The sequence below is a fragment of the Psychrobacter sp. UBA3480 genome, assembly GCF_002377945.1.
Lineage (GTDB): Bacteria > Pseudomonadota > Gammaproteobacteria > Pseudomonadales > Moraxellaceae > Psychrobacter.
In genome coordinates this window covers 21,661-46,882 of sequence record NZ_DFQV01000031.1, presented here as the reverse complement: position 1 = coordinate 46,882, position 25,222 = coordinate 21,661, and the positions used below count along the sequence as shown (strand labels likewise).

The window sequence follows — 25,222 nt, the reverse complement described above, 5'->3', positions numbered from 1 at the left end:
GCATATTTTCGGCAGAGACTTTACTATAGCATTAATACAACAAAAAGCCTCCAATAACCCTATTTATATTGTGGTTATTGGAGGCTTTTTGCTACTGCGACATTTATTCCAGCTACATTAGATTTTTCTAATTAGCTTTAAGCACCTAATAATTGGCGGATACGACTGATTGCTTCTCGGCTCTCATCGACACTCGCGACCAGAGCGATACGCACATAACCTTGTCCAGGATTATGACCATCAACTTCACGTGACAAATAACGTCCTGCCAATGCATGGATATTGGCTTGCTCATACAGCGCTTTGACAAAGATTTCATCATCACCATCGAACTGCTCAGGCACTTTGACCCAAAAGTAAAACCCAGCATCAGGCATACGTAACTCTAGCAATTCCCCAAGCTCAGACATCCATAGGGCAAACTTTTCTTGGTATAGCGCGCGATTGTGAGCAACGTGTTTTTCGTCTTGCCACGCAGCGATAGAGGCGAGCTGATGTGGTATCGGCATCGCACAACCTTGGTAAGTACGATATTGCAAATAAGCCTGCAAAATTTTGGCATCACCAGCCACAAATCCAGAGCGCAAACCCGGTAGGTTTGAACGTTTGGATAGAGAGTGGAACACGATACAGTTTTTGAAATCACGGCGACCAAGGGCAGCACAGGCTTGGAGCAATCCAATCGGTGCTGTATCAAAATATAGCTCGCTATAACACTCGTCACTGGCAATAATAAAACCGTACTGATCTGACAGGCGAATAAGGTATTCCCAATCATCCATTGTCATGACAGAACCTGTTGGATTGTTTGGACTACAGACAAACAATAGCTGCGTACGCATCCAGACGTCTTTTGGTACCGCGCGATAGTCACCTTTGTAGTCATTATCTGATGTACAAGGGACAAAATAAGGCGTTGCCTGTGCCAGTATCGCTGCGCCTTCATATATCTGATAAAACGGGTTGGGCATGACAACCGTAGGCGATGTGTTAGACGCTAGAGAATGGCTCTCTTTGTCAGCTACATCATGATCAACGACCGCTTGTACGAAGCTAAAAATCGCTTCACGTGTGCCCATCACGGGCAATACTTGAGTATTGGCATCGACATGATTTAGAAAAAACCGCTTCTCTAACCAGTGGGCGATGGTTTGGCGCAGCTCAAACATACCGTTTGTAGTCGGATAACGACTTATTTTGTCCAAGTTTTCGCGTAGGACGTCCAGCACAAATGCAGGGGGCTCGTGTTTTGGCTCACCAATACCGAGCTTTATTTCACTGTAACCGTTGGCAGGCTTGCTATCGGCAAGTAATGTTGCCATCTTTGCGAATGGATAAGGATGTAGATGCTTTAAGTTGTGATTCATAAGTGTGATAACTATAATAGACAATTAATAATAAAGTTATAAAGAAAATTTACATTAGAGCAGTGTAGCATTTCTCTAATTTTTTGTCCTTTTCTTCTTATATCGTGAATAGGCATTTACCAAGCGTAAGCTATTCATTGTATGACTACCAAATAGGTAGTCGCTCAAAAGTCTTTTGAACCTTTCATAATCTATAACCTATAACAATATAAAAAATGACTACATCACAAAAGTGGTAGATCGTTTTAAGGATAGTTTGATATGTCTAGTGTGCTAAATAATGATGATCTCATCGCTAAAGATATCAATAATGAAAAACTTGATAACAGTTTGCAGCGTTCTAACCTGTATAAGCTGCTCAAAGAACGTGAACAGAGCTGGTGGCAAGCGCGCCAGCAACTGATCGAGCGTCAAGAAAAGAAAATGTTTTGGTATGGTGAAAACAGCCTAATTATGTGGCTGTTGTGGCAATTGGTCGGCTACGTGGTAGTGGCAATGGCCTTGATGCTGCTCAATAATATATTTGGTATCTCATTACCGCTATGGCAATACGTTTCTTTGTTTGTAATACAGACCATATTTTTTGTCAGCGCACTTGCTGCTAAAGGCCAGTTGGAAAACAAACTTCAGCGCAAAATAGACAACGACGAGCTGATGCGCGAAGAGGCGCTCAACGAGATGATTATTTTGGCAGAAGATAGCCTATATCCTGATGTACATGCCAAATCGCCTATTTCTTTAGAAGCCTTAGATGATTATCTAGATGGACAGTTTCACCTAGCAAGCTTGCAGTGTTTGCTACAAAAAGAAGTCGATGCTGGACGATTAATCATGGAGCAGCAGCCACATGAAGTAGGTGTTTTGCCGCCAGAGCTTGCTGACGATGAATTGAACGAACATGCCAGCGAGATAACTTATAGAAGTACGTTATAAAACGTACTTCTATGATGACTATCAGACTACTTTTGCTAGTTAATATTCAAAATAATGGCTAACCAAAACTATCTAGCCGTATCAAAAATATATTACGCTATTATGCTCTTTCTGAACGGTAAGACTGGCTAACAGAGCTGTCTTTAATGCTTCCAGTCTATCAGGTGAGAGTGGCTTATCGTTTTGATCACTGATATAAAACATATCCTCAGCACGCTCACCTAGAGTAGTAATACGCGCAGCATGTACTTCGATTTGCTCTTGCAAAAACACTTGCCCAACTCGCGCCAGTAGCCCTGGCTGATCAAGCGTTTCTAAGCTCAAGATGTGCTGATCTGATGCTTCATTGAATTCGAAGTTAATCACCGTTTTTACTTCAAAGTGTTTTAACTGACGCGGCATACGCTTGTTCGTCAGTTTAAGTACGGTAGGGTCTTTGAACGAGTCAATTAAGCGTTGTTTTAGCTCTTGTTGGCTCTCCTCATCGACCAGCAATGTGCCACTAGGATCTAGCAATACATAAGAATCCAAAGCAAAGTCACGGGTCGCTGTGATAATACGTGCATCTAAAACATCAAGATTCATCTGATCAAATACTGCCATAGTAACGGCAAATAGGTTCATTTGATCTTGGGTATAAACAAATACCTGTACCGCATCAAGTGCCAATTCGCGATGTTCACGCAAAACGACCAACGGTGGACTATCAGCATTAGAAGCCAATCCAATCGGTGGGTGATTCAAAATAGCTTCGGTATGCCATAAGATATCTTCTGCAATCTCTCGCAAGAAATACTCATCGCCCAAGTCATCCCACAGGCGCAATACTTCATCGCGGTTCATATGTTGGTTATTGACATTATCTAGCATCGTCAACGCTTGCTTACGTGTGGCACTAATCATATCTTGACGATTGGTAGGCGCATCGATATCAGCGCGCAAGATGCGCCGAGTTTGTGAGTACAGCTGTTTCATGAGGGTCGCCCGCCAGCTGTTCCATAGCTGTGGGTTAGTCGCATTCATATCAGCCACCGTCAGTACATACAGATGGTTTAGATGAGTCACGTTACCGATGAGATCAGAGAAAATAGTCACCACTTCAGGGTCTGAGATATCTTTTTTCTGTGCAGTAATCGACATAAGAAGGTGATAGCGCGTGAGCCAACCTACTAAGTTCGCATCCGCCAAGCTCATACCATGCGATAAACAAAACTCAATCGATTCTGTTTGACCAAGCTCACTATGGTCGCCGCCACGGCCCTTAGCAATATCATGAAACATCGCTGCCAATACCAAAATCTCTTTACGCTCGATACGCTGAAAGATAGAGCTGACCAGCGGAAACTCTTCGTGAAATGTCGGATCTGTAAATCGATGCAAGATTCTAATTAAAAATAAAGTATGCGCATCTACTGTATAACGATGGAACAAGTCATATTGCATGAGGCCAGTGACTTGCGCAAAAGCAGGAATATAGTTACCCAATACCCCGTAGCGATTCATGGTACGTAGACGATGGAATAAGTAGTTCTGTTCTTTTAGATTCGATAAAAACAACGCTTTGTGCGTAGGGTTGTCTCTATATATCTGATCGATGCCTCGTGCGGCAATTTTGAGTGCGCGCAGGGTATGGGTACGAACTTTATCGATACCGTGCTGACCCATCAATAAAAACATCTCTAAGATAGAATCTGGGTGCTGTGCAAACACTCGATGATGCGCAATGGCAATATGGTTACCAATGCGGTTGAACCGTGCATTTATAGGCTGTTTTTTTGGACGTTCATCGTCAGGCAGCTGTGGCTCTATTATCGTTTCATAATAGTGATTGGTCAGCATCTCAGATAGCGTTGATATCTGCATCGCACAGCGATAATAGTCACGCATAAACCGTTCGACCGCAGCATTAGGCTGATCGTCGGGCTGGGTCTCGTAGCCCATTAGCTGAGCAATCTCACGCTGATAATCAAACAACAGCTTGTTTTCATTACGGCCCGTCAGTACATGTAAGTAATGACGAATTTGCCATAAATACCCTTCGGCAAAGCTCAACTCATCAAACTCTTTTTCGGTCAAAAAGTTCTGTTGCACTAAATCATATAGCTTGCTCACGCGAAAATAACGCTTGGTGACCCAGCCGATGATATGGATATCACGTAGCCCGCCCGGTGCTGTTTTGATATTGGGTTCAAGGTTGTACTCGGTGGCATTGTGCTGCAAATAACGCGTTTTGGATTCTTCCATTTTTACATCAAAGAATGCGCGCGGAGACCATTGTTTATTGACGATTTGAGCAGGCATGTCTTGCAATGCCTCGTTACCGATTAGGAGTCGAGCCTCTAGCTGAGCACTGGCAATCGTATGATCAAGCGCGGCCTCTAGCGCGTCATTAACACTACGTACAGAGAGCGCGGGCTCTAGTCCTATATCCCATAGTAGAGCAACTAGTTTGTCGATTTTACTGCTGGCATCAGTACCTATTTCACCAGGAGACAGGAGCAAAATATCGATGTCTGAATAAAGCGATAGCTCACCGCGCCCGTAGCCACCAGTCGCAAAAAACGCCAAATCAGTCTTATCCAACTCAAACCATTTAAACAACGCAATCAATAGGCTGTCGATAGCGCAAGCACGTGCTGCAACCAGCTGACGAATATTGGTGCCACGTTCTAGTGAGCGGCTGATATCGTCGTTGATCTGGGCCAACCATTCAGGAATGCCAAGTAGATTCTTGTCTGTCACATTTTTGGCTGACAGTGGGGATGAGTCTGTCGCCACCTCACTTGGTAGTATCGGTAAAGGCGTCAAATCAACAGAGGCGATATCACAATTAAACATGAGTGTTATCCAGTTAAGAGTTTAGAAATAGAACGTTCGAGCTGAGCGCTATTGAGCAACTAATGTGCTGATGGCTAATAAAAGTCACGAATAGCAACTATTAATAAAGGTGCTGATAAATATATCGATAGAAGTTATCAGGTCATCTGAGTATAAAGACAAAGCGCCTATAAGCACAATACTCAATATGCCCTAATTAAAGACCAAAAAAAAGACCGCCTAAGCGATCTTTGATTGTACTACTGCGTCAAAAAACTTAAATCTTCTTCGGGGCGAGTAGTAAATACCTCACAACCATTGTCTGTTACGACCATGGTGTGCTCCCATTGGGCAGATAATTTACGGTCTTTAGTAATCGCTGTCCACTCATCAGGCAAAATCTTAGTCTGCCACGTGCCTTGGTTAATCATAGGCTCAATGGTAAACGTCATGCCTGTTTTTAGCTCAAAGCCAGTACCTTTTTTGCCATAGTGCATGACTTGTGGCTCGTGGTGAAATTCGTCACTGATACCATGACCACAGAACTCGCGAACGATACTAAAACGCTCAGGCTCGACAACGGCCTGAATAGCAGCGCCAACATCACCTAGACGAGCACCGTTCTTGACCACGCTCATACCTGCGTAAAGAGCATCTTGTGCCACTTTGCAAATACGCTGTGCCATGATAGAGCCGTTGCCGACGATCCACATCTTTGAGGTATCGCCATAGTAACCATCTTTGATAACAGTCACGTCGATGTTGATAATATCACCATCTTTTAGTAGCTTGCTTTCAGTTGGGATACCGTGACAGACAACATGGTTGACTGAGGTACAGATAGATTTTGGAAAACCATTATAATTAAGTGGGGCAGGGATAGCCTGCTGCACATTAACAATATAGTCATGGGCAATCTGATTGAGTGCTTCGGTACTGACGCCCACTTTGACATGCTCGTCGAGCATGACAAGCACATCACTAGCGAGTTTACCGGCCACACGCATTTTTTCTATGGCTTCTGGAGACTGGATAAGGGATTTTTTAGTCATCATCGTATATCTTATAATTATGGGTTCATTGTGGATAGATTATACCATAAACGTACTAATGACACTTTTACGTTAAGTGATAGTGAACCTATCATTATCATTGATAATAATTGCTTTACAGCACGGTGAGAGCTTATATGACTCATTAGTCAGACTAATATATTCATATTTTGACAAATTAGTTGAATGTTGCAGAATATATAAGTAATGTAATTTTGCCTGCTAATGGAATTAGCAGCAATTTTTACTGTAGTTGTGCAGTAAAAATAACCAAATCAATGATAACAAGGATGTTGTTATGACGCTTTCTTTGTACATTCGTGCAGCTCTCACACCAAAGAAGTTTCTACCAATACTGGGTTCAATCAGTGCTGGTGTGCTTCTAATGACCATGCAAACCACTTCTGCTCAAGCTGCAGGACAATACTATAATTGTGCCAATGCTAACGGTTGCAAGTTGGTGGACAGTAAATACTTCACTTCTAGTTACACTAAAACTCAATATCCAGTCGTCTTAGCACACGGGCTTGGCGGCTTCACAACGCTATTCGGAGTCATTGATTATTTCAACGGGATTCCAGAAGACTTGATGAAAGGTGGATCAGAGGTATATACCACCAAAACGTCAGCGGTCAATAACAGCGAAGTTCGAGGTGAGCAACTGCTACAACAGGTCAAGACCATTGCTGCTATTTCAGGTGAGTCCAAAGTCAACTTATTTGGACACAGTCAGGGCGGTATAGATATCCGTTATGTCGCTGGCGTCGCGCCAAAGTACGTGGCTTCAGTAACTGCGGTATCAAGCCCAGAGCAAGGATCAAAAACCGCTGATTTTGTGAAAAATGTCCTTGAGCCAAATAATACTTCTGGAGAGCCATCTAATGTCACCACCCAGCTAGTATCAGGTGTGTTTAATCTGATTGGTGGCTTTACAGATATTGGTTCTGGTATCAGTTTCAATCAAATTCAACAACAAGACGGCTGGCAAGCGCTCGTGGCTCTATCGACCGATGGTGCTGCTAAGTTCAATGCCAAATTTCCTGCAGCAATGCCAAAAAACTATTGTGGTCAACCGACTAGTACTGCGGTCAATGGCATCAAGTATTATTCATTTAGCGGCGTTGGGCAAATAACGAGCGCACTTGACCCTAGCGATTACCTATTGGCCGCAACGGGCGTACCATTTGCAGGGGAGTCTAATGATGGATTGGTATCTGCTTGCTCAAGTCGTCTTGGCTATGTGATTCGTGATAATTATAGGATGAACCATTTGGATTCCGCTGATCAAGTCTTGGGTCTGACGGCATGGGGAGAGTCTGAGCCAAAATCTATCTACCGTACTCAAGTAAACCGTTTGAAAAATGCCAACCTATAAGCTGAACTACAAAATAAGAATGCTCATTGATTGAGAAATATCGTTTATGTCAAATAACCGCCGTCCAACCTATGCAACAATTGCTATCATCGCCGTGGTTATCATTGCCACAGCGGCGGTTATTTTGTGGTTCAAGCCTGATAGCAACGATATAAATTCAACTTCAATCAAACCGTCGGTCTCTGATAATGAGACTAACGAGTCAGTGACAACTGAGTTGGCTGCGGTACAAGTCGTGAAAGCGACAATGACACCTAGCCAGTCTCACTTTGTCACAGGATTAGAAAATTTACCACGTTCATTAAAGGGCACCCACATTGATGGTGAAATCATCATCGATGAAAATAAACAGTTAGTCGTCACTGAAGGTCTGCGGCGTTTGTTCGATTATTTTTTATCCGCCCTAGGTGAGGAAGAGGAGGCGGTTATATTTGCCCGTGTGGAGAGTTATATTCGCCATCACACACCAGAGCCTGCCGCTAGCCAAGCGGTCACTATTTTTAATCAATATGTTGCTTACCTTAAAGCACTTCCTGAGATAGAAAAGCGCTATGGTAATCTGCAATTACAGGCGACCAAAAGTGGTGAGCTGGATTTGAACGCAGTTGCTCAGCAAAAACAAGACATCGCGAATTTACGTCAGCAGTACTTTGATAAGCAAACCATTACAGCATTTTTTGGCGCAGAGGATGATTACGATAATTATAGTATAGAGATGGTCAGAATTGACCAAAATAAGCAGATGTCTGATGCACAGAAACAAGCTGCCCGTCAGGATTATATTAGTCGATTGCCAGAGAATGCTACTAAAGCCAATATCATGCAACAGGCCAATATTAGCGAGCTAATGACTCGCACTGAACAGATGAAAGCTCGCGGTGCAACGCCCGAGGAATTATATAATATGCGCCGAGAGCTAGTAGGCGCACTAGCAGCAGAAAGGCTAGCACAAGTAGATCAAGAAGACGCTAATTTTGACCAACGCTTCACCCAGTATGAAACTCAAAAAACCCGCTTATTAAGCCAAGGTGTCAATGCCGCCCAAGCGCAAATTCAGATAGATCAGCTTGAACAGCAATTATTTAATGACACTGAGCGTAAGCGTCTAGATGGTTATGCAGCATTACAACGACAGCAAGCTGTGAATAATCCATAATTACCGTCAATAGTTACCGTCACTAGCTATCGTCAATAACCATCAATAATCATCATTGATAGGGATGAACAGAGTGAGCAAGATTATAGTTAGCAGCTCATTTAGGTGCTGGCAAGGGCAAGTAGCTAGATATTTGCAAAGTAGTACAAAATGCATTCCGAATAACTACCCAGTTTATGATGACACCTCCCTGTGAGTCATGCACAATATTGTCATTGTTTAGAGCATTAAATAAAACAATAAATGAATCATAATAAGTCCGAGCTATTACTATGTCTATTAGAGCTTATCGTTTGTCTATTAGCGCTGATGGCTCATGCAGATAGGGTGTCTAGTAAAAGTATCGGATGCAATAAAGCGAGGAGTTGATATGAAGAACATGACTAAAGTAATGATGGCCGCGACATTGGCAATTGGTACGTTTGCTGCGGGTTGCCAGACGACGAACTTGCCTGCACCAGTTAACCAACCAATCACTGCAGATGTCTTGCAAGCACATAACTGGCAGCTCGTTGATGCCAAACGCAGCAATGGTGATAAAGTGACTCAGCTGTTTTTTGACCCAGCCAAGCCGTTAACATTGAATTTTATGAATGATAACGGTAGAGATTACGTGGCATTTATGAACACCTGTAATAGCATGGGTGCTGGATATAGTGTCGCAAATGGTGAAGTAGAGATTAAAAACGGCATCAGTACTATGATGGCATGTCCTGAACCGCAAGCCAGCTTTGATACTGCTGCCTTAGCCACTGTAAAAGGTAAGTACAGCCTTAGTAAGAATGCCAACAATGTTCCTATTTTGACCATTAAAAACGATGATCAAGTCGCTTATTTTAAAGCCGTTGCGAAGTAGCTTAATGATTGAGTAAACAGTTTGACTGGTTCGTGAGTTTAAACAATTAAAATTATTTGTCTAAAACTACTCGTTTAAAATTGCTCATTTAAAGCTACTCTTCTTGAAACGCAAAATGCCTCGCTATCAAGTGGGGCATTTTTTTATCCAAAATTTATTCCAGTTTAGGTTACACTAGAGTAATGTTTCTGTAATATCTTTGATTTTTTAAATTGATGGTGATGGCTCTGAATTTATGTCGATAACGATCGCTTTCTTAGATATTTATAAGACTTTTATCATCAAGCTCTGTTGGATATGACGCTATGCTGAAAACTGCCATAAATAAAACAACCATATGTAAAGGGAGTCTATCTAAATCAAACATAGATAGACTAATGATAAAAGCACCTATTGCCATCGGCGTATTTGCTGTGCTTACCGGTTGCCAGACATTACCTAATACCTCAGTAAAAAAGCCAATCAGTACAGTTGAGACCAGTCCGCTGACTGCACGTATGCCAGTGATTGATCGCCAAGGATACATTGCCTATATAGAAGAGCAGGGCGTAGGTACGGCGAAAGTATCGACACTCTATAGCATTCGTCCTGACGGTAGCGATCGTCAGCTCATCGATCAGCTTAATGGCTATATCTATGCGCCAGCATGGTCGGCAGACGGACAACTGCTTGCCTATAGCAAACAAGCCCCGCGTGAGCATCCCAAAATTTATATTTATGATCGTAGTAGCAATACGCGCAACCTAGTGGTAAATGCTGAAGGCAGCAATATGTCAGCGTCATTTTCACCCGATGGTCAAGATTTGCTCTATAGCTCTACTGTCGGTGGTAATGCTGATATCTATAAGATGCGTCTGAGTGATGGCAATACCCAGCAGTTAACGACTCTGCCGAGTACAGAGGTACAGCCCAGTTATGCTGCTGATGGCAAGAGCTTTATTTATACCAGTGATAAAGTCCGTGCTGGACGACCACGAATTTATCGTTATGACTTCGCTACGGGCAATGCGACAGCTGTATCAACAAATGGGTATGTGGCCAGTCCTCAGCTTAGCTTAGATGGTCAGCGTATGGCCTACTTAAATGGTCGCAAAGCGGCTGTCATGACCTTGACGACTGGGCAGGTGGTCAACTTGGCAGAAACAGGGCTTGATGAGCCCGCACGTCTATCTCCCTCTGGCAATTATGCCATCTATCCAACTCGCCACTTGAATGTGGGCGGGCAAGCAGCAAGCCAAAATGGTGGTAGTCTAGTTATCCATTCTCTGTCAGGCAATACCAGCTATGCCATTAGCGGTCAAAATGGTGGAGTCGTACGCTCACCGATATGGGGTCGTTAGAGAAGTATGTCTTATGCCGTGATATGTATATAAACTTATTTGTAAAACAACATAAGTTTATAAATATTAAGTGAAGAGCCTTAGCTTTTGTAGTAGGTTATTACAAATAGAAGATTAGGTTCACAAAGGGAGAACCCGCGTAATGCAAGAGGCTTTTTTCGTGTTCATCACCAAAATTAGCTTGTACCCGACGATAGTATTTACAGGATTGGTGATGTGTGTGACCTTGTATTGGATGGTTTCTCTACTTGGTATGGCAGATATGGATACGGTAGATATTGGCGATGCAAGTGGCGAGGGGGCTGATTTGACCTCATCAGGATTTGTGTCGGGTCTGCTGCTTAAGTTCGGTCTATATGGCGTGCCGCTTATCGTTATTCTTAGCCTAATAAGTTTAATTGGTTGGTTGTTAAGTTACTTCTATACCAGTTTTTTACATCAAAATTTTGATTCAGGCATCTTATATTACCTATTCGGCACTGGGGCGCTAATCTTTGTATTGGTCATCTCCATGTGGCTGACAGGCATCATTATTTCTCCCATCCGCAACAAAATAGCCAAAATACCTAGACGCAATGCTGCTAGCAATATCGGCAAAATCGCGGTTGTGCGTACCCTTAGTGTCACGGACAAACACGGCGAAGTAGAATTGAATGATGGCGGTGCAGGATTGATACTCAAAATTCGCTCAGACATCAATGATGGCTCGCTGAAACAAGGCGATCGAGTGATGTTGGTGGAGTATTTAGAGGCAGCCAATACCTATCGTGTAACCCCTGTAAAAGATAAATAACCACTATAGTCACTCCACTATAAAAGTGTTACTGCGTTAACCTCGCTTGAAGTATTTGATATACATCTACACTCGGTTGCCTTGTACTACTTTTAAATTGAATCGACTATATAAACAATTTAGCCACTAGTAAGTAATTTAGTCACGATGATTCGCCATCGTTATTTTCAGCACATCATTATCGCTTTTAGCACAGAATAAGTTCACAGAATGAATAGTGATTTAGTCAGAGGTTTTAGAAGCATTTCTGGCTTAGGCATAATATTTTTAGCAATGATTTAAACGGTTTTAAATTTGGTTATAGTCGGTTCAGAATAATGCAGATATAAGAATGGTGCGTGACAGGGCTATTAAGGCACACGTGCTATAAAAGGTGCTATAAACAGTAAATTTAACAGGCCTGATAGCGTATCTGATTTATATAGAATTGATTATGGAATGTTTTAATTAAAGGAATGGATATGGACACACTCATTATCGTCGGCGTGGTTGTAGTGCTGGCGTTTGTTTTTATGATGGTCGCACTACTGATGCTCAAAGCCTTTTACTTTAAGGTCGAGCAGGGCAAAGCACTCATTATTAACGGTGTGAGTAAAATTGCCGTACGTTTTGATGGTGGTTTTGTTTGGCCAGTTATTAATAAAAAAGAGTTGATGAGAATCTCGCTTATCACCTTAGAAGTGGACAGACGCGGTAAAGAAGGTTTGATTTGCGCAGACAACATGCGTGCTGATATCACCGTGGCATTTTATCTACGTGTCAATGAAACCGAAGAGGATGTGCTAAAAGTCGCCAAATCGGTTGGGGTTGAGAGAGCATCAGATAAAGTCGCTGTTAATGAGCTGTTTAATGCCAAGTTTTCAGAAGCGCTAAAAACAGTTGGTAAGCAAATAGATTTCGTTAAATTGTTTGAAAACCGCAGCGAGTTTCGTGACAGTATCGTTCAAGAAATTGGTAACGATCTAAACGGCTATGTCTTAGAAGATGTCGCAATCGATTATCTAGAGCAAACACCGAAAGTGTCATTGGACTCAAGTAATATTCTAGATGCTGAAGGTATCAAAAAGATTACTCAACTAACGGCTTTTCAAAACGTTATTACCAATGAGCTTGAGCGTGATGAAGAGCTAGCGGTTAAGAAAAAGAACGTTGAAACCAGAGAGGCGATGCTAGAGCTTGAGCGTCAACAAGCCGATGCTGAAGCCAAGCAAAAGCGTGAAATCTCGTCAGTGATTGCCCGTGAAACGGCTGAAACTCGTAAGATTGAAGAAGAAGAGCGTAAGAAGTCAGAAACGGCCGTCATAATGGTTGAGCAGGACTTAGCGATTCAGCGAGAGAATCAGCAACGTGAAATTGAAGTAGCAGGTCAAAATCGTCTGCGTGCAGTTGTCATCGAAGAAGAGAAGGTTACGCGTGCTCGTGACTTAGAAATCGTCTCTCGTGAGCGTGAAGTTGACTTGCAACGCATCGAGGCTGAACGTGCGATTGAACTTGAGAAAAAAGAAATCGCCAATGTCATCCGCGAGCGTATTGCGGTCGACAAAACAGTGGCGCAAGAAGAAGAGCGTATCAAAGAAGTTCGCGAAGTTAGTGAAGCGCAACGCTCTAAGCAGACACGCGTGCTAGCAGCAGAAGCCGATGCGGAAGAAATCAAAGTACGTCAGGTGAAAAAAGCCGAAGCAGAAGAGCTATCTGCCAAGCACAAAGCCGTTGAAATCACTACGCTTGCTACGGCTAACCTTGAAGCCTCTGCTAAAGAGTCAGAAGCCAAAATCAGAATGGCTGAAGGTATTAAAGCCGAAGAGTCTGCACATGGCTTTGCTGAAGCTGCTATTCAAGAAGCCAAGTCGGTCTCTATGGAAAAAGAAGGCATTGCGAAAGCCAATATTATTAAAGCGACTGGACAAGCTGAAGCGCAATCAGATCGTGAAAAAGGCATGGCAGATGCTGAGGTTATCGCGGCTCGTGGCGAATCTAAGGCAAAAGCTGAGCGTGATATCGGTATGGTCGATGCAGAAATCATCGCCGCTCGTGGTCAATCTACCGCCAGAGCTGAGCGTGAAAAAGGCATGGCAGATGCTGAAATCATCGCAGCTCGCGGTGAGTCTAATGCCAAAGCAGAACGCGAAGTTGGACTGGCAAAAGCCGAAGTCACTCGTGCACATTTCCAAGCCGAAGCAGATGGTCTGGTCGAGAAATTCAATGCAATGGGTAGCATGAATAAAGAAGCGCGTGAGCACGAAGAGTTCCGCATGAGTCTTGAGACAGCCTTGCAAGAAGCACTGGCATCGATCGACGCAGGTAAAGAGATAGCCAAAGAAAATGCTGAAGTATTGGCAGTCGCGTTACAGAAAGCCAAAATCGATATTGTTGGCGGCGAAGCGCATTTCTTTGATAACTTTGCCAAGTCACTGTCTATCGGTAAAGCCATCGATGGCCTGGCGGGTAAGTCAGACACATTGAGCGGTATCATCAATGGTGTGATGGCTAGTCAAGCTATGAAAGCGAACCAGTCAAATGATGACAAACCAGCTTAAAGCAGTTTTTTAAGTAGGTACTATCAATAATTTATTTATATATTGTAGGCTTTCAGCGAGTCACTACTGGTTGAAAGCCTACAAATTTTATTTGAAGGTAAAGAATATTATTAACTCTTATAAAAACTGTATGGTTAATTAGTTTTGAATTTTTTATTAGTTAATTGAAGTGTATAGGTTATTATAATTTTTACTTCCAAGATTAGAAAAGACTAGGATGAATTATGAAAAATGTTGTTCAGGTAAGAGATAAAGATCAAAAGGAGCTATCTTTATATTTAGAAGATGAACATCTTGGTGAGTTCATATCTAGTCTATTAGGTCAACCTCAGGCGATAAGCAAGTCTTTTAATAAACCTTTTAAGGTTGATCATTCATTTTTTAAGCATTTATTAGCTCTTATATTTCAAAGGCTTGAACAGCAAAACGAGTTTGAAATGGTGGATTTTGTTGCAAAAATAAGTTTTGATGACGGTGTCGAAAGAAAAATAACTTCCGTAGAGTCTTTCAATTCTTATTCTGAAACTATGAGTTTAATTAGTGTTAGGTTGTTTATAAGTATTTCGTTATTAATTAAATTTCCGAGTAAAAAAATCCCAGAAAGACAAAATATTAATTTTGTTTTTGATTCTAATATGGATTGTAATAATAATACGATATTAGAATCTTCAAACAAAAAAACAGGCATAGTTATTATAGACATTGAGCATACTGAAAGAACATGGGCAGATGACATGCTAACCATGATTGAAAAGGCTCTAGATGGAATATGGATAGAAGAAAATTTTATTTTTAAAAGTATAATGAAGATTATAGACTTGCTTAGTAGTAAAGGGTTTTTACTATTCTCAATGCTACTTAGCATCATAATGTTATTTTACTCTACATATACTAAGTCATCAAACGATGTAATTGAAGAATTAGAAAAGTTATCTATTCAAAATAGTAATAATTTAGAACTAATAAATGAGAAGTTGAATTTCATCTCTAAGATATTATTAGATAGAAGTGACTATTCTGGAACAAATTTACTACTTTTCTCGGTATCAATTCCTTTTTTAGTTATTCTGATTAGTATATTAAAAGAGTTTATAAAGCCTTACCCATCATATGTAGTATTAACAAAAAGCACTCAAGATCTTATGAGTAAAAGTCTTTCAAATACTTCTACAAAAAATAAATTTTTCTCTACGTCAATAATGTTAGTGATGTCTTTAGTTATAGGTATATTAGGAAACTACATTTACAATAGTTTTATTAATGTTGTTTAAGCTTTTTTGAAATCAAGCGGTTTTCATTATAACTAGTTCAAATTGTATGCTATAGCTAAGTAAAAATTTAGGAAAATTCTATTATTTTATTTTCCCTATTGCCCAAAAATAAAAACGGACGAGCAACAATGGCGGACACGCAAAACTCAACAAATTCAGACAGCAACGATAACGCTAATCAAGCCAACCAAACTGATCAGGCGGTTGCCTCGAGCAATGCTTACGAGCTCATCAAAAAACGTCTGACGGAACAAGGCGGTCGTTTAGAGACGCAAACGCAGACGCTAAATAATGCGCGTCTCGAAGAGTTTGGCAGTACTCAAATGCAAGTCATCGCCCGTACGCGTATCCGTACCGAACATAACTGTGTGGCGCAGGATATGGTGCAAGTAGGCGAATATCTACTGTTTGGCTACAACGTTTTTATGGGACTCAAACGTGCAAGCAATGTTGAGGATGTATTGTCGCTATATCGTTTGATTGAGCCAGTCGAAAGTGAAGAAGAGTGCCAACTTGAAGAGGTCGATTTAACAGGCACTTTTTTGGGTCAAGATGCCTTTGTCCAAGATTTCAATGAGTTGTATCGATATTATAAGCAAACGCGCTTAATTCAAATAACGGTGAAAGACAGCAAACTGCTATTGGCGTTTCAGATTGGTGAGCGCATCACTGATATTCGAGTGTTCCGTTTTGCGTTAGATTTTAGCCAAGGTACACCAGAGTCTGCTCAAGTCGCTTACGTCGACAATCGCGGCGAGCGTGACATTGAACTGCCGCCTGCCTATGATTTTGACTGGATAGAAACCACACGCGATCAGATGATCAACGGCAAATATCCGCATATGAATATCTTGGATACGATATTTGTAGAGACGGTCGGTGGAGATCTGACCATCAAGATTGAGGATAATACGCAGTCAGGGCAGGGTATCTATAGTGAGCCTGTTGAAGATCGTACTCAGTCACTGACTGATGCCGAGATTGCTTATGCCAAAGTTGGCAGTTTAATCCTGCTCAAAATATTGCCCTATCGTGAAGAGGACTACCGTTATTTCGTTTATAACACTTTAACCGAAGCGGTATTACGTTTGGATGCGATTGGACAATCGTGTGTGCAGCTACCAGAAGACCACGGCATCATATTTCCGGGTGGCTACTATCTGCAAACGGGCGAATATAAACTGTTTGATGCCAATAATGTGGACGCCAAAGACTTAAAGTTCAAACGCAAAATCATATCGCCAAATGGGGAAGACGTTCTATTTTTATTTTATGACAGAGACTTGGGCGTCACGGGGCTGTTCCCTTATAACCTGATTAAAAAGCAATTGGCAAATCCTATTTATTGCAACGGTATGGCTTTGGCTGAGAATGGCCGTTTGGTACTGTTTAGTGATCAAAGTGAGCCGTCTCGTATTCACCCAATGCAAATATGGCACACGCCTTATGCTTCACACGAGTATGTGAGTGAGCTGCCAGAGAGCACGAGCTTTTATGGCAAAATCGGCAATAAAGAACTGGTACGTGGTATCTCAGACCTGTATAGCATTACTCGCCTGATTGACAATCAAAGCGTGTCACAGAAGCTCTATGAAGAGCTTACCAATAATACCAGCCGACTCTTTGACAGCTATTACTGGTTGTCTGAGCCTGAGCTGAGCGACGTCGCCAGTAGTATTAAGGAAGTGACGGCAACGGCTGAGCTAGTCATTGATGAGTTCGCCAAAGTACAAAGTATCCAGAAACAAACCCAAACTGCGCTAGCCGATGCTGATACGCAGCAAAGTGAGATTTTGCGGCAGATACGCGTCACTAGCTTTGAGTCTGCCAGTGACTATGTCGATCAGTTGTCAGCGTTAAGACGCCAAAAAGGCCGTTTGGTCAGCTTGGAAGATTTGCGTTATCTAGATGCTGATAAGCTACAAGCATTACAGACACAGTTAGAAGAAGCCGAAAGCGAGCTGGCTGAAAAGACCGTGTTATTTTTAAGCGGCGAAGAAGCGCTATCAAGCTACGAAGGCATATTGGTCGATGTCAGTGAGCGCTTAAACACCGCAGAAACCAATGCTGAGCTAAAACCCGTACTAGAAAAAATCGATGAAACAGCGCAAGGGTTAGATTTATTGACCGAGTTGCTAGGCACATTAGATGTGGCCGATGCCACGGTGCGTACGCAAATTATCGATGACATATCGACCATTTATGCGAGTCTAAATCAGAGCAAAGCCAAGCTCAACCACAAGCGTAAAAACCTAGGCTCTGCTGAAGCCGTTGCACAATTTGGTGCGCAGTTTAAGCTGTTCGGTCAGTCCATTGCTAATGCCTTATCCATTGCCAATACCCCTGAGAAGTCAGATGAGCAAATGGCAAAATTGCTGGTACAGCTAGAAGAGTTGGAGAGTCAGTTTGCTGATCCAGAAACCAATAGTGGCGATCAGTTTTTAGCCGATATTATTAGTAAACGTGAAGAAATCTACGAAACCTTTGAAAACCATAAGCAGCAATTGCTCGATGCTCGCAATCGCAAAGCGCAAAACTTAGGTGATGGCGCGCTGCGGATGCTTGAGAGTATTAAAAAACGCACACAAAGCACTGGCGTCACAGGCTTTACAGAAGAAGAAGCGTTAAATACGTATTTTGTGGCTGATGGTCTGGTGCAAAAGGTGCGCAACATCGCAAAAGAGCTGCAAGCGATGGGCTTTAGCGTCAAAGCAGATGACATCGATGCGCGTCTAAAAGCCATTCAAATCGAGAGCTATAAGAGTCTAAAAGACAAGTCGGACTTGTTTGAAGATGGTGGTCAAATCATCAAACTGGGTAAGCACCGCTTTTCAGTCAATACTCAGCCGCTTGATTTGACCTTATTGAGTCGTCAGCAGTCAGATGGCAAGCGCGTGCTGAATTTGCATCTAACGGGTACAGATTATTATGAAGTACTTAATAACACTGAGTTAAATACCTTGCGCCCGTACTGGGACATGAATATTGCCTCTGAGTCTGACAAGGTGTACCGCGCCGAGTACTTGGCCTATAGCATTATCGAAAGTGCTAAGAACAGCCAGGAGGGTTTGACCGAAACGCGACTATATCAAGCATACGATGCGACTGTCATTACCCTCGATGTTAATGGCGATATTGATAATGACAGTCCATTGTCCAAACTGGTCAAAGCTTACGCCACCCCTCGCTATCAGCTTGGCTATGACAAAGGCATTCATGACCATGATGCTACGTTATTACTGATGCAGATACTGCCGACATTGCGTGAGGCAGGGCTACTGATTTATACCCCGCAAGTACGAGCATTGGCGCAATTATTCTATTGGCAGTTAAAGATCGTGCAAGCGCTTGGTTTAGACAGTTTACGTCAATTTGGTTATGACAAATGGCTGAATGAATCAGTGCTGACACGCGCAAATAACTGGACAGATAGAGCCGCCACCGCCGAGCAACTGCGTCGTGCATTGGGCAGCGATACTGCGAAGTCTCTATTGGTCGAGGACATGAGCCAAGTGATGCGTCACTTTGTTATGGCTCATAATGACGACAGTCTTAGCGCTGATAACGGTACTGGCATTAATAATGGCGCCGGCAAGCAGTCAACATCAAAACCAGAGTCAGATTCAAATACCAGTGATGTTCATAACGCCAACATCTTCAAACCAAGCTACGTTCAGCTTGCCTGTGAGTATCTCGTGAGTGTCATGGGGCAGTCGGCGGAATCGAATGCAGGTGCATATAACACAATAAAATGGCAAACCAGCCAACAAGCGCAGCAGTTGTGTGAGCAGCTAAGCCAAACGTTAAATAGTGCGTCAGGTAGCACGCAAAATACCGCCAGTTTTGACCAATTACAATCTTCTATCAGTAAGCTTGGCTTCCAACCCAAATCAGCCTATGAGCTATTAGCCACATGGTTTCATGCACTACTTGATAAGACTTATGGTGGTACTGAGTCGGCTGATGGCACGGATGAGGCAGGCGAGGCACTCAGTGAAGAGCAGCTTGCCGAGACTGAAACACAAAACGCGCTACGCAAGCAACAGCTAGAGAGCGGCCGTCATTATGTACCCGAAGCCATTGCTGTCTTACTGACGCAGTTAAATGATGCTCAGCGTGAAGCCTTGGTACAGCGCCTCATTGATTCAGGTGCTAGCTTTGATAAAGGGGCTTTTAATAAAGGGCTAAGTGCTAAAGGATTGGGCAATCAAGGTTTAAACAGTACAGGCGCAAGTGGCACACCATCGGCCTTGTCATTTTCCTCAATCACCTCGTCGGCTACGTCATCGACCAGTATTAATAATCCGCTTAATCAAGTGCAAAGTTTTGAACGTAGCACGGGTAAGGTATCGCTTGAGATACAAGTCAATAATTTGCTGGGTGAGCATATACGTATTCATCAGCAGACCTTAACCTTTGCCGTCGATGATTTCTTAAATCGTTTACATCATCATGATACCCAAGTTATCCCTGCCTATAGACGTTATCTGGCCATGCGCTCAGAGATATTGCATGACTCAAAAGAGACGTTGCGACTGGACGAGTTTATGCCGCGTCCACTGTCCTCATTTGTGCGTAACCGTCTGATTAACGAGAGCTACCTGCCACTTATCGGTGACAACCTTGCCAAGCAGATGGGCACGGTCGGCGAGGATAAGCGTACCGATTTGATGGGTATCCTCATGATGATATCGCCACCAGGGTATGGTAAAACCACCTTGATGGAATACGTGGCAAATCGTCTTGGCCTTATCTTTATGAAGATTAACTGTCCGTCACTTGGCCATGACGTCACCTCATTAGATCCCGAAAAAGCACCCAATGCTACTGCACGAGAAGAGCTGAATAAAATCAACTTGGCCTTTGAGATGGGCAACAACGTCATGCTGTATCTTGATGATATTCAGCATACCCATGCGGAATTTTTGCAGAAGTTTATCTCATTGGGCGATGGTACACGCCGTATTGATGGTGTCTGGCAAGGCAAAACCAAGACCTATGACATGCGTGGCAAAAAGTTCTGCGTGGTCATGGCAGGTAACCCATATACCGAGAGCGGCGAGGCATTTAAAGTCCCTGACATGCTCGCCAACCGTGCCGACATCTATAACTTAGGCGATATCATGAGCGGCATGGAAGAGGTATTTGCACTCAGTTATATCGAAAACTCCCTCACTTCTAATACGGCCCTTGCACCGATGGCCAACCGTGACTTAAGCGATGTGCATCGTTTGATTAAAATGGCAAAAACGGACAATGCGAATCTTGCCCAAGCACAAAGCAGCGATCTGACGTATCCGTATAGCACTTCAGAAGTTAATGAGATTGTCGCTATCTTGCGCCATATGTTTAGGGTGCAAGAAGTCATTCTGGATGTTAACCAAGCCTATATTGCCTCCGCCTCGCAAGATGATAAGTACCGCGTTGAGCCGATATTTAAGCTGCAAGGCAGTTATCGTAATATGAATAAGATGACCGAAAAACTGTCGGCGGTCATGAATGAAGAAGAGCTGAACCAGCTGATAGACGATCATTATTTAGGCGAGTCGCAGCTATTGACCCAAGGCGCAGAGAGTAACTTGCTCAAACTTGGTGAGATGCGTGGTATCTTGACCGAAGCAGAAACAGAGCGTTGGGCGCAAATCAAAGCCGACTTCCTACGTAACAAAGCCATGGGCGGTGAAGATGGCGATACGGGCGCGCGTATCGTTGCCCAGTTGGTCGATTTGGCCAGTGGTTTCAATGCCATCAGTAGCCAGTTTGAGACATACTTAACGAAAAATGACCCAGAGCAAATCGCTCGCTTACGAGAAGCAGGACAACAAGCGCAACTCGATGCCCAGCTAAACGCTCAATTAGAGTCACAAAAAATCCTCGCCGATAGCGTCATTAATAATGCCAAAGTTGTCAGCGACAGTATCGATAATGGCTTTGAGAAAAGCGTGAGTCAATTGCTGCAAATATATAAGCACGATCACAATGCTGGAAAGGCGGAAGGCGAGTATCTCAAGCAAAACCAAGATGTGCAAAAAGCACTGATGGTACAGTTGGTCAATGCTGTTGAACAACTGGCGCAAAAAATGGCGGATAGCTTGTTTAATAGTTTGACTGAGACCCTAGCTAAGAGTGATGAGAATCAAGCAGCAGATAGTGATATCCCTGATATTCATCAGCAGACCGCATTGATGGCAACTGCCCTCAAGCAAGCATTAGAGCCATTGACGATGCGGATGGATGAGAAACTGGCGATTGATACCAGCACCGATCAATCTGGTAAGTTAATCGTTAATAGCCTCAATCGCTTAAATAAAATATTTGACGACTATGATTAGTAGCTGACGATTAGTCATTACTGATTAATAGCTGACGATTAACAACTAATGATTGATTATTAACGCTTATGAGCAATGCTGATGTATAGCACTATAAATAGGTCTTATGATTAAGAGACAGTGGTAATATAGTCGGCAACAGCTACTTTGGATACGATGACAGCGAGTAAAGTTGCTATAAAAAGCAGGTCAAGCGAGCCTGATACCGTAACCGATGATAGTGAATCGACTATATCAAACCAATGAGAAAATTATGGCGCACAAAAAAAAGAACGTCCGCAAAAAACTTTGCCCTGTCTGCGAGCGCGAATTTAGTTGGACTAAAAAGTTAGATAAAAACTGGGAGAGCATGGTCTATTGCTCCGACCAATGCCGACGGGTGAAAAAGTATGAAGGGCTAGATCATCAAAAGTAAGATGTCATCACAACACAAATAGTTAGAAGTAGATGGGAGCAAATAATGGCACATAAAAAAGTAAACCTACCGCAAAAAATCTGCCCCGTCTGCCAGCGCCCGTTTACGTGGCGTAAGAAATGGGAGAAAGATTGGGAGCAGGTGATTTATTGTTCTGAGCGGTGTCGGCGTGGGAGGAAGATTAATTAATGATACAAGATCATAGTATAAGCGTCACTTGTTGTTATAAGTATAAAGTGCGAACTCTTCGCTTTGAATAACTGGATGCAACGATTTTAATATTTCATCGTCTACAATATGTGTCTCATTTAGTGTTTTCTTCATATCTTTATTGGTTATCCAATCATTATTCCATATGCATTTTGGTGTATCTAAATAACAACATAGTTTTTCTGTAAAAATTATGTTGTCATTAGGCTCTTGCATCATTCGGCGAAACCATATTTGCATAAAACCTGTATTAGGAATTTTCTCAAATTTCTTGTATATCATTATTATTACATGATTAGTATTTACCCTTGATTCCATTTCTTTGAGTAGTTTACTTACAATAGCAAAGCAAACAGTATAGGTAGAAGGGTTTTTGTAGCAAATATCAGTGACTATACTTAAGATCACTGACAAAGAATCTGAGTGAATCTTATACTCATCAAAATTGCCATAGAAGACTTTTAATTCTTTCTTTAATGTTCCTGAGTTCGGGTATTTCTTAGAGTGTTCACGTAGCAGCAATAATCTATTCTGCGGGTTTATTGAAGCAATATTTTTAGACAACCAGTCTATCTTATCAGGCTTGATAGCTGTTGAGATAACATCATTAGACTTTTTTGTTTTTGAATTATTTAAACGCATCCCTAAGTCTAGGAGGTTTTCTGATATTATTTTAAGTATCAACTCTCCTTCAGTAGCACTATTTACAAAAATTCTATAATCGTCTCTGTATCTAATAATTTGATAATCATCTATTTCTGCATCTTTTATGGCACATCCGACTTTTTCATCAACATATCCTAAGACAATTTCAGCTATGAAATCCATTAAATTTGAACCTTGAGGAATACCGTTAGTTTGCTCCTGCTGCATCATTTGAAAAATAGAGTCAACTTGATTACCTAAAAGGCTTTTATCTGTCTTTTTATTTTTAGCAGTTTCTTTGGTTTCTATAGCCCAAGCGATAGAGTGGGTGTAAATAGAGCCATAACAATCTGAGATGTCTGTATCGTACAAATAATCAAAACTTAATGCGAGTTCAATTGATTTTTGTTCAATATTTTTCCACCAGCTACTAACTTGTGCCGCTTTATCAGATTCTTTTGTTAAAGATATCATTGGAACGCTTAAACAGCGGATTTTTCCATTATTCTGAAAGGCTTTAAACCTTTCTTTAATAGTATCCCAGTTATTTTCGTCTGTTATTGTATGCAGTAAATGTATAGTATATACAGGAGCGGGTGGATTATCTGAAACTCTCTCCAAGACAAGCCACCATCCTTGTTGGCATATATGTGGTGATTCACATCATCAAGATTTTTTACGTTGTTATTGCTTTTATTGCCTTCAGTATACCCTTCAAGCTTCTTGTTATCAGATAATAGACTGCTATATATAAGATCGATTTCATTAAGTATATTCTGGAAATTATAATAAGGTGGTAAGTCTACATTGCAATAAGATTCGCTTTTAAGAAAGTAATCACGTACAGAAATACTATCTAGCTCAAGAATAGACTTACTTTTATTAGCGGCGCTCATGTAGAATCTTCTCATTGTATAATTTGCTAAAAGCTTTTAAGAACATTATTAAAGGTATCTGTATTAGTTGTCTGAAGCCTTGTAAGTCCTCATTATATAGTTATTTCTTACCTACCATCTCTCTTAGCAAAAATATTCGCAACCAGCGCACCACTAAAGTTATGCCAGACACTGAATATTGCACTTGGTAAGGCAGCAACAGGGTTGAAATAAGTTGCCGCAAGGGCAGCGCCCAGACCAGAGTTTTGCATGCCCACTTCTATCATAATCGCGCGGCGTTGTTTCTCCGTAAAGCCAGACAAGCGAGCGATTACATATCCCAAGGTATAACCCGTCATATTATGTAAGGCAACCACGATAAAGACGATAGCACCGCTATCTAAGATGGTCGCTTTAGACACGGCAACCACCGCCGCGATGATAATAGAGATACCCAATACCGACACCATCGGTAATACCTCGGTAACGAACTCGATCTTTTTACCCAAAAACTTATGAAAGATAACACCCAGTAATATGGGCAAGATAACGATTTTCGTAATGGTCATCATCATACTGGCTAGGTCGATGTCGATCAGCTGACCAGCAAACACATTTAATAGAATCGGGGTCAAAAAAGGTGCCAGTAGGGTAGAGATAGAGGTAATCGCTACACTCAAAGCTACATCACCTTTGGCTAAGAACGTAATCACGTTACTAGAAGTACCGCCCGGGCAACAACCAACCAAGATAACACCGACAGCTATTAAAGGATCAAGGTTGAAGATGACCGTTAATAGATAAGCAATCAACGGCATGAGCGTAAACTGTGCCAACAGTCCTACCAGTACAGGCTTGGGGCGTTTGATAATCTCTAGGAAATCTTCCATCTTGAGCGTCATGCCCATCCCAAACATAATGATGCCAAGTATAGGAACGATCAAAAAAGCCAACGAAGCAAAAAATTCAGGAAAAATAAATCCCAAAACAGCACTGACCAATGCCCAGATTGCAAAGGTTTTGCCAATCCAACTAGAAAGTAGTGCAATCTGATTCATAGTCTGTCTCACAACAATAAAAGTAATAAAGTAGACAATAATCTAGCATGGTTCTTGTCAGTAAATGATAAAAGTATTTTGCTATGAACGTAGCGATAAGTTTGCTGATAATAAATAAAGGATGCGCCATAAAAAATGGCTTACCCATATTAAATGAGTAAGCCAAAAAAGAACTATCAGGTTTCTATAA

The 25,222-nt window shown here is 42.0% G+C and carries 16 protein-coding genes; 11 read left to right on the top strand and 5 right to left on the bottom strand.

Going from position 1 to position 25,222, the window contains the following annotated elements; genetic code table 11:
- Positions 1–137 precede the first annotated feature (137 nt).
- Positions 138–1,367, bottom strand: a complete 1,230-nt coding sequence (gene dapC / locus B2863_RS12405; protein ID WP_296211144.1) for a succinyldiaminopimelate transaminase — start codon at positions 1,365–1,367, stop codon at positions 138–140.
- Positions 1,368–1,628: 261 nt separating this feature from the next.
- Here dapC and B2863_RS12400 point away from each other — a divergent pair, with 261 nt between their 5' ends.
- Positions 1,629–2,300, top strand: coding sequence for a hypothetical protein (locus B2863_RS12400; RefSeq protein ID WP_296211141.1), 672 nt, complete (start codon positions 1,629–1,631; stop codon positions 2,298–2,300).
- An 81-nt stretch (positions 2,301–2,381) separates the two neighbouring features.
- Here the strand turns inward: B2863_RS12400 and glnD are convergent, their stop codons facing one another.
- Positions 2,382–5,138, bottom strand: a complete 2,757-nt coding sequence (glnD, locus tag B2863_RS12395; protein ID WP_296211139.1) for a [protein-PII] uridylyltransferase — start codon at positions 5,136–5,138, stop codon at positions 2,382–2,384.
- Between the two features lie 239 nt (positions 5,139–5,377).
- Positions 5,378–6,169 (bottom strand): type I methionyl aminopeptidase, encoded by a 792-nt coding sequence (gene map / locus B2863_RS12390; protein WP_371548431.1) that lies wholly within the window; start codon positions 6,167–6,169, stop codon positions 5,378–5,380.
- A 298-nt stretch (positions 6,170–6,467) separates the two neighbouring features.
- Here map and B2863_RS12385 point away from each other — a divergent pair, with 298 nt between their 5' ends.
- The 10 genes from B2863_RS12385 (at position 6,468) to B2863_RS12340 (ending at position 22,433) form a co-directional block, all read left to right on the top strand.
- Entirely contained in the window at positions 6,468–7,544 is a 1,077-nt protein-coding gene (locus B2863_RS12385) for an esterase/lipase family protein (protein ID WP_296211137.1), read from the top strand.
- Between the two features lie 46 nt (positions 7,545–7,590).
- Positions 7,591–8,700: a lipase secretion chaperone gene (locus B2863_RS12380; RefSeq protein WP_296211134.1), complete on the top strand. Its 1,110-nt coding sequence runs from the start codon at positions 7,591–7,593 to the stop codon at positions 8,698–8,700.
- 370 nt (positions 8,701–9,070) lie between these two features.
- Positions 9,071–9,556, top strand: a complete 486-nt coding sequence (locus B2863_RS12375) for an META domain-containing protein (protein ID WP_296211132.1) — start codon at positions 9,071–9,073, stop codon at positions 9,554–9,556.
- Between the two features lie 377 nt (positions 9,557–9,933).
- Positions 9,934–10,896, top strand: coding sequence for a Xaa-Pro aminopeptidase (locus B2863_RS12370; protein WP_296211129.1), 963 nt, complete (start codon positions 9,934–9,936; stop codon positions 10,894–10,896).
- A 142-nt stretch (positions 10,897–11,038) separates the two neighbouring features.
- Positions 11,039–11,689, top strand: coding sequence for a hypothetical protein (locus B2863_RS12365; protein WP_296211126.1), 651 nt, complete (start codon positions 11,039–11,041; stop codon positions 11,687–11,689).
- A gap of 461 nt (positions 11,690–12,150) precedes the next feature.
- On the top strand, positions 12,151–14,226 hold the full coding sequence (locus B2863_RS12360; protein WP_296211124.1) for a flotillin family protein: 2,076 nt from the start codon (positions 12,151–12,153) through the stop codon (positions 14,224–14,226).
- Between the two features lie 224 nt (positions 14,227–14,450).
- Entirely contained in the window at positions 14,451–15,497 is a 1,047-nt protein-coding gene (locus B2863_RS12355) for a hypothetical protein (protein WP_296211121.1), read from the top strand.
- 128 nt (positions 15,498–15,625) lie between these two features.
- A complete protein-coding gene (locus tag B2863_RS12350) occupies positions 15,626–21,829 on the top strand; it encodes a DNA repair ATPase (RefSeq protein WP_296211119.1) in 6,204 nt (2,067 codons plus the stop codon).
- Positions 21,830–22,043: 214 nt separating this feature from the next.
- On the top strand, positions 22,044–22,244 hold the full coding sequence (locus tag B2863_RS12345; protein ID WP_349678899.1) for a DUF2256 domain-containing protein: 201 nt from the start codon (positions 22,044–22,046) through the stop codon (positions 22,242–22,244).
- A 45-nt stretch (positions 22,245–22,289) separates the two neighbouring features.
- Entirely contained in the window at positions 22,290–22,433 is a 144-nt protein-coding gene (locus tag B2863_RS12340; RefSeq protein WP_296211113.1) for a DUF2256 domain-containing protein, read from the top strand.
- Positions 22,434–22,457: 24 nt separating this feature from the next.
- Here the strand turns inward: B2863_RS12340 and B2863_RS12335 are convergent, their stop codons facing one another.
- The gene (locus tag B2863_RS12335) at positions 22,458–23,720 is read right to left on the bottom strand and encodes an RNA-directed DNA polymerase (RefSeq protein WP_296211107.1); all 1,263 of its coding nucleotides are present in this window, start codon (positions 23,718–23,720) and stop codon (positions 22,458–22,460) included.
- A 382-nt stretch (positions 23,721–24,102) separates the two neighbouring features.
- Positions 24,103–25,032, bottom strand: coding sequence for a bile acid:sodium symporter family protein (locus B2863_RS12330; protein WP_296211104.1), 930 nt, complete (start codon positions 25,030–25,032; stop codon positions 24,103–24,105).
- Positions 25,033–25,222: the final 190 nt, after the last annotated feature.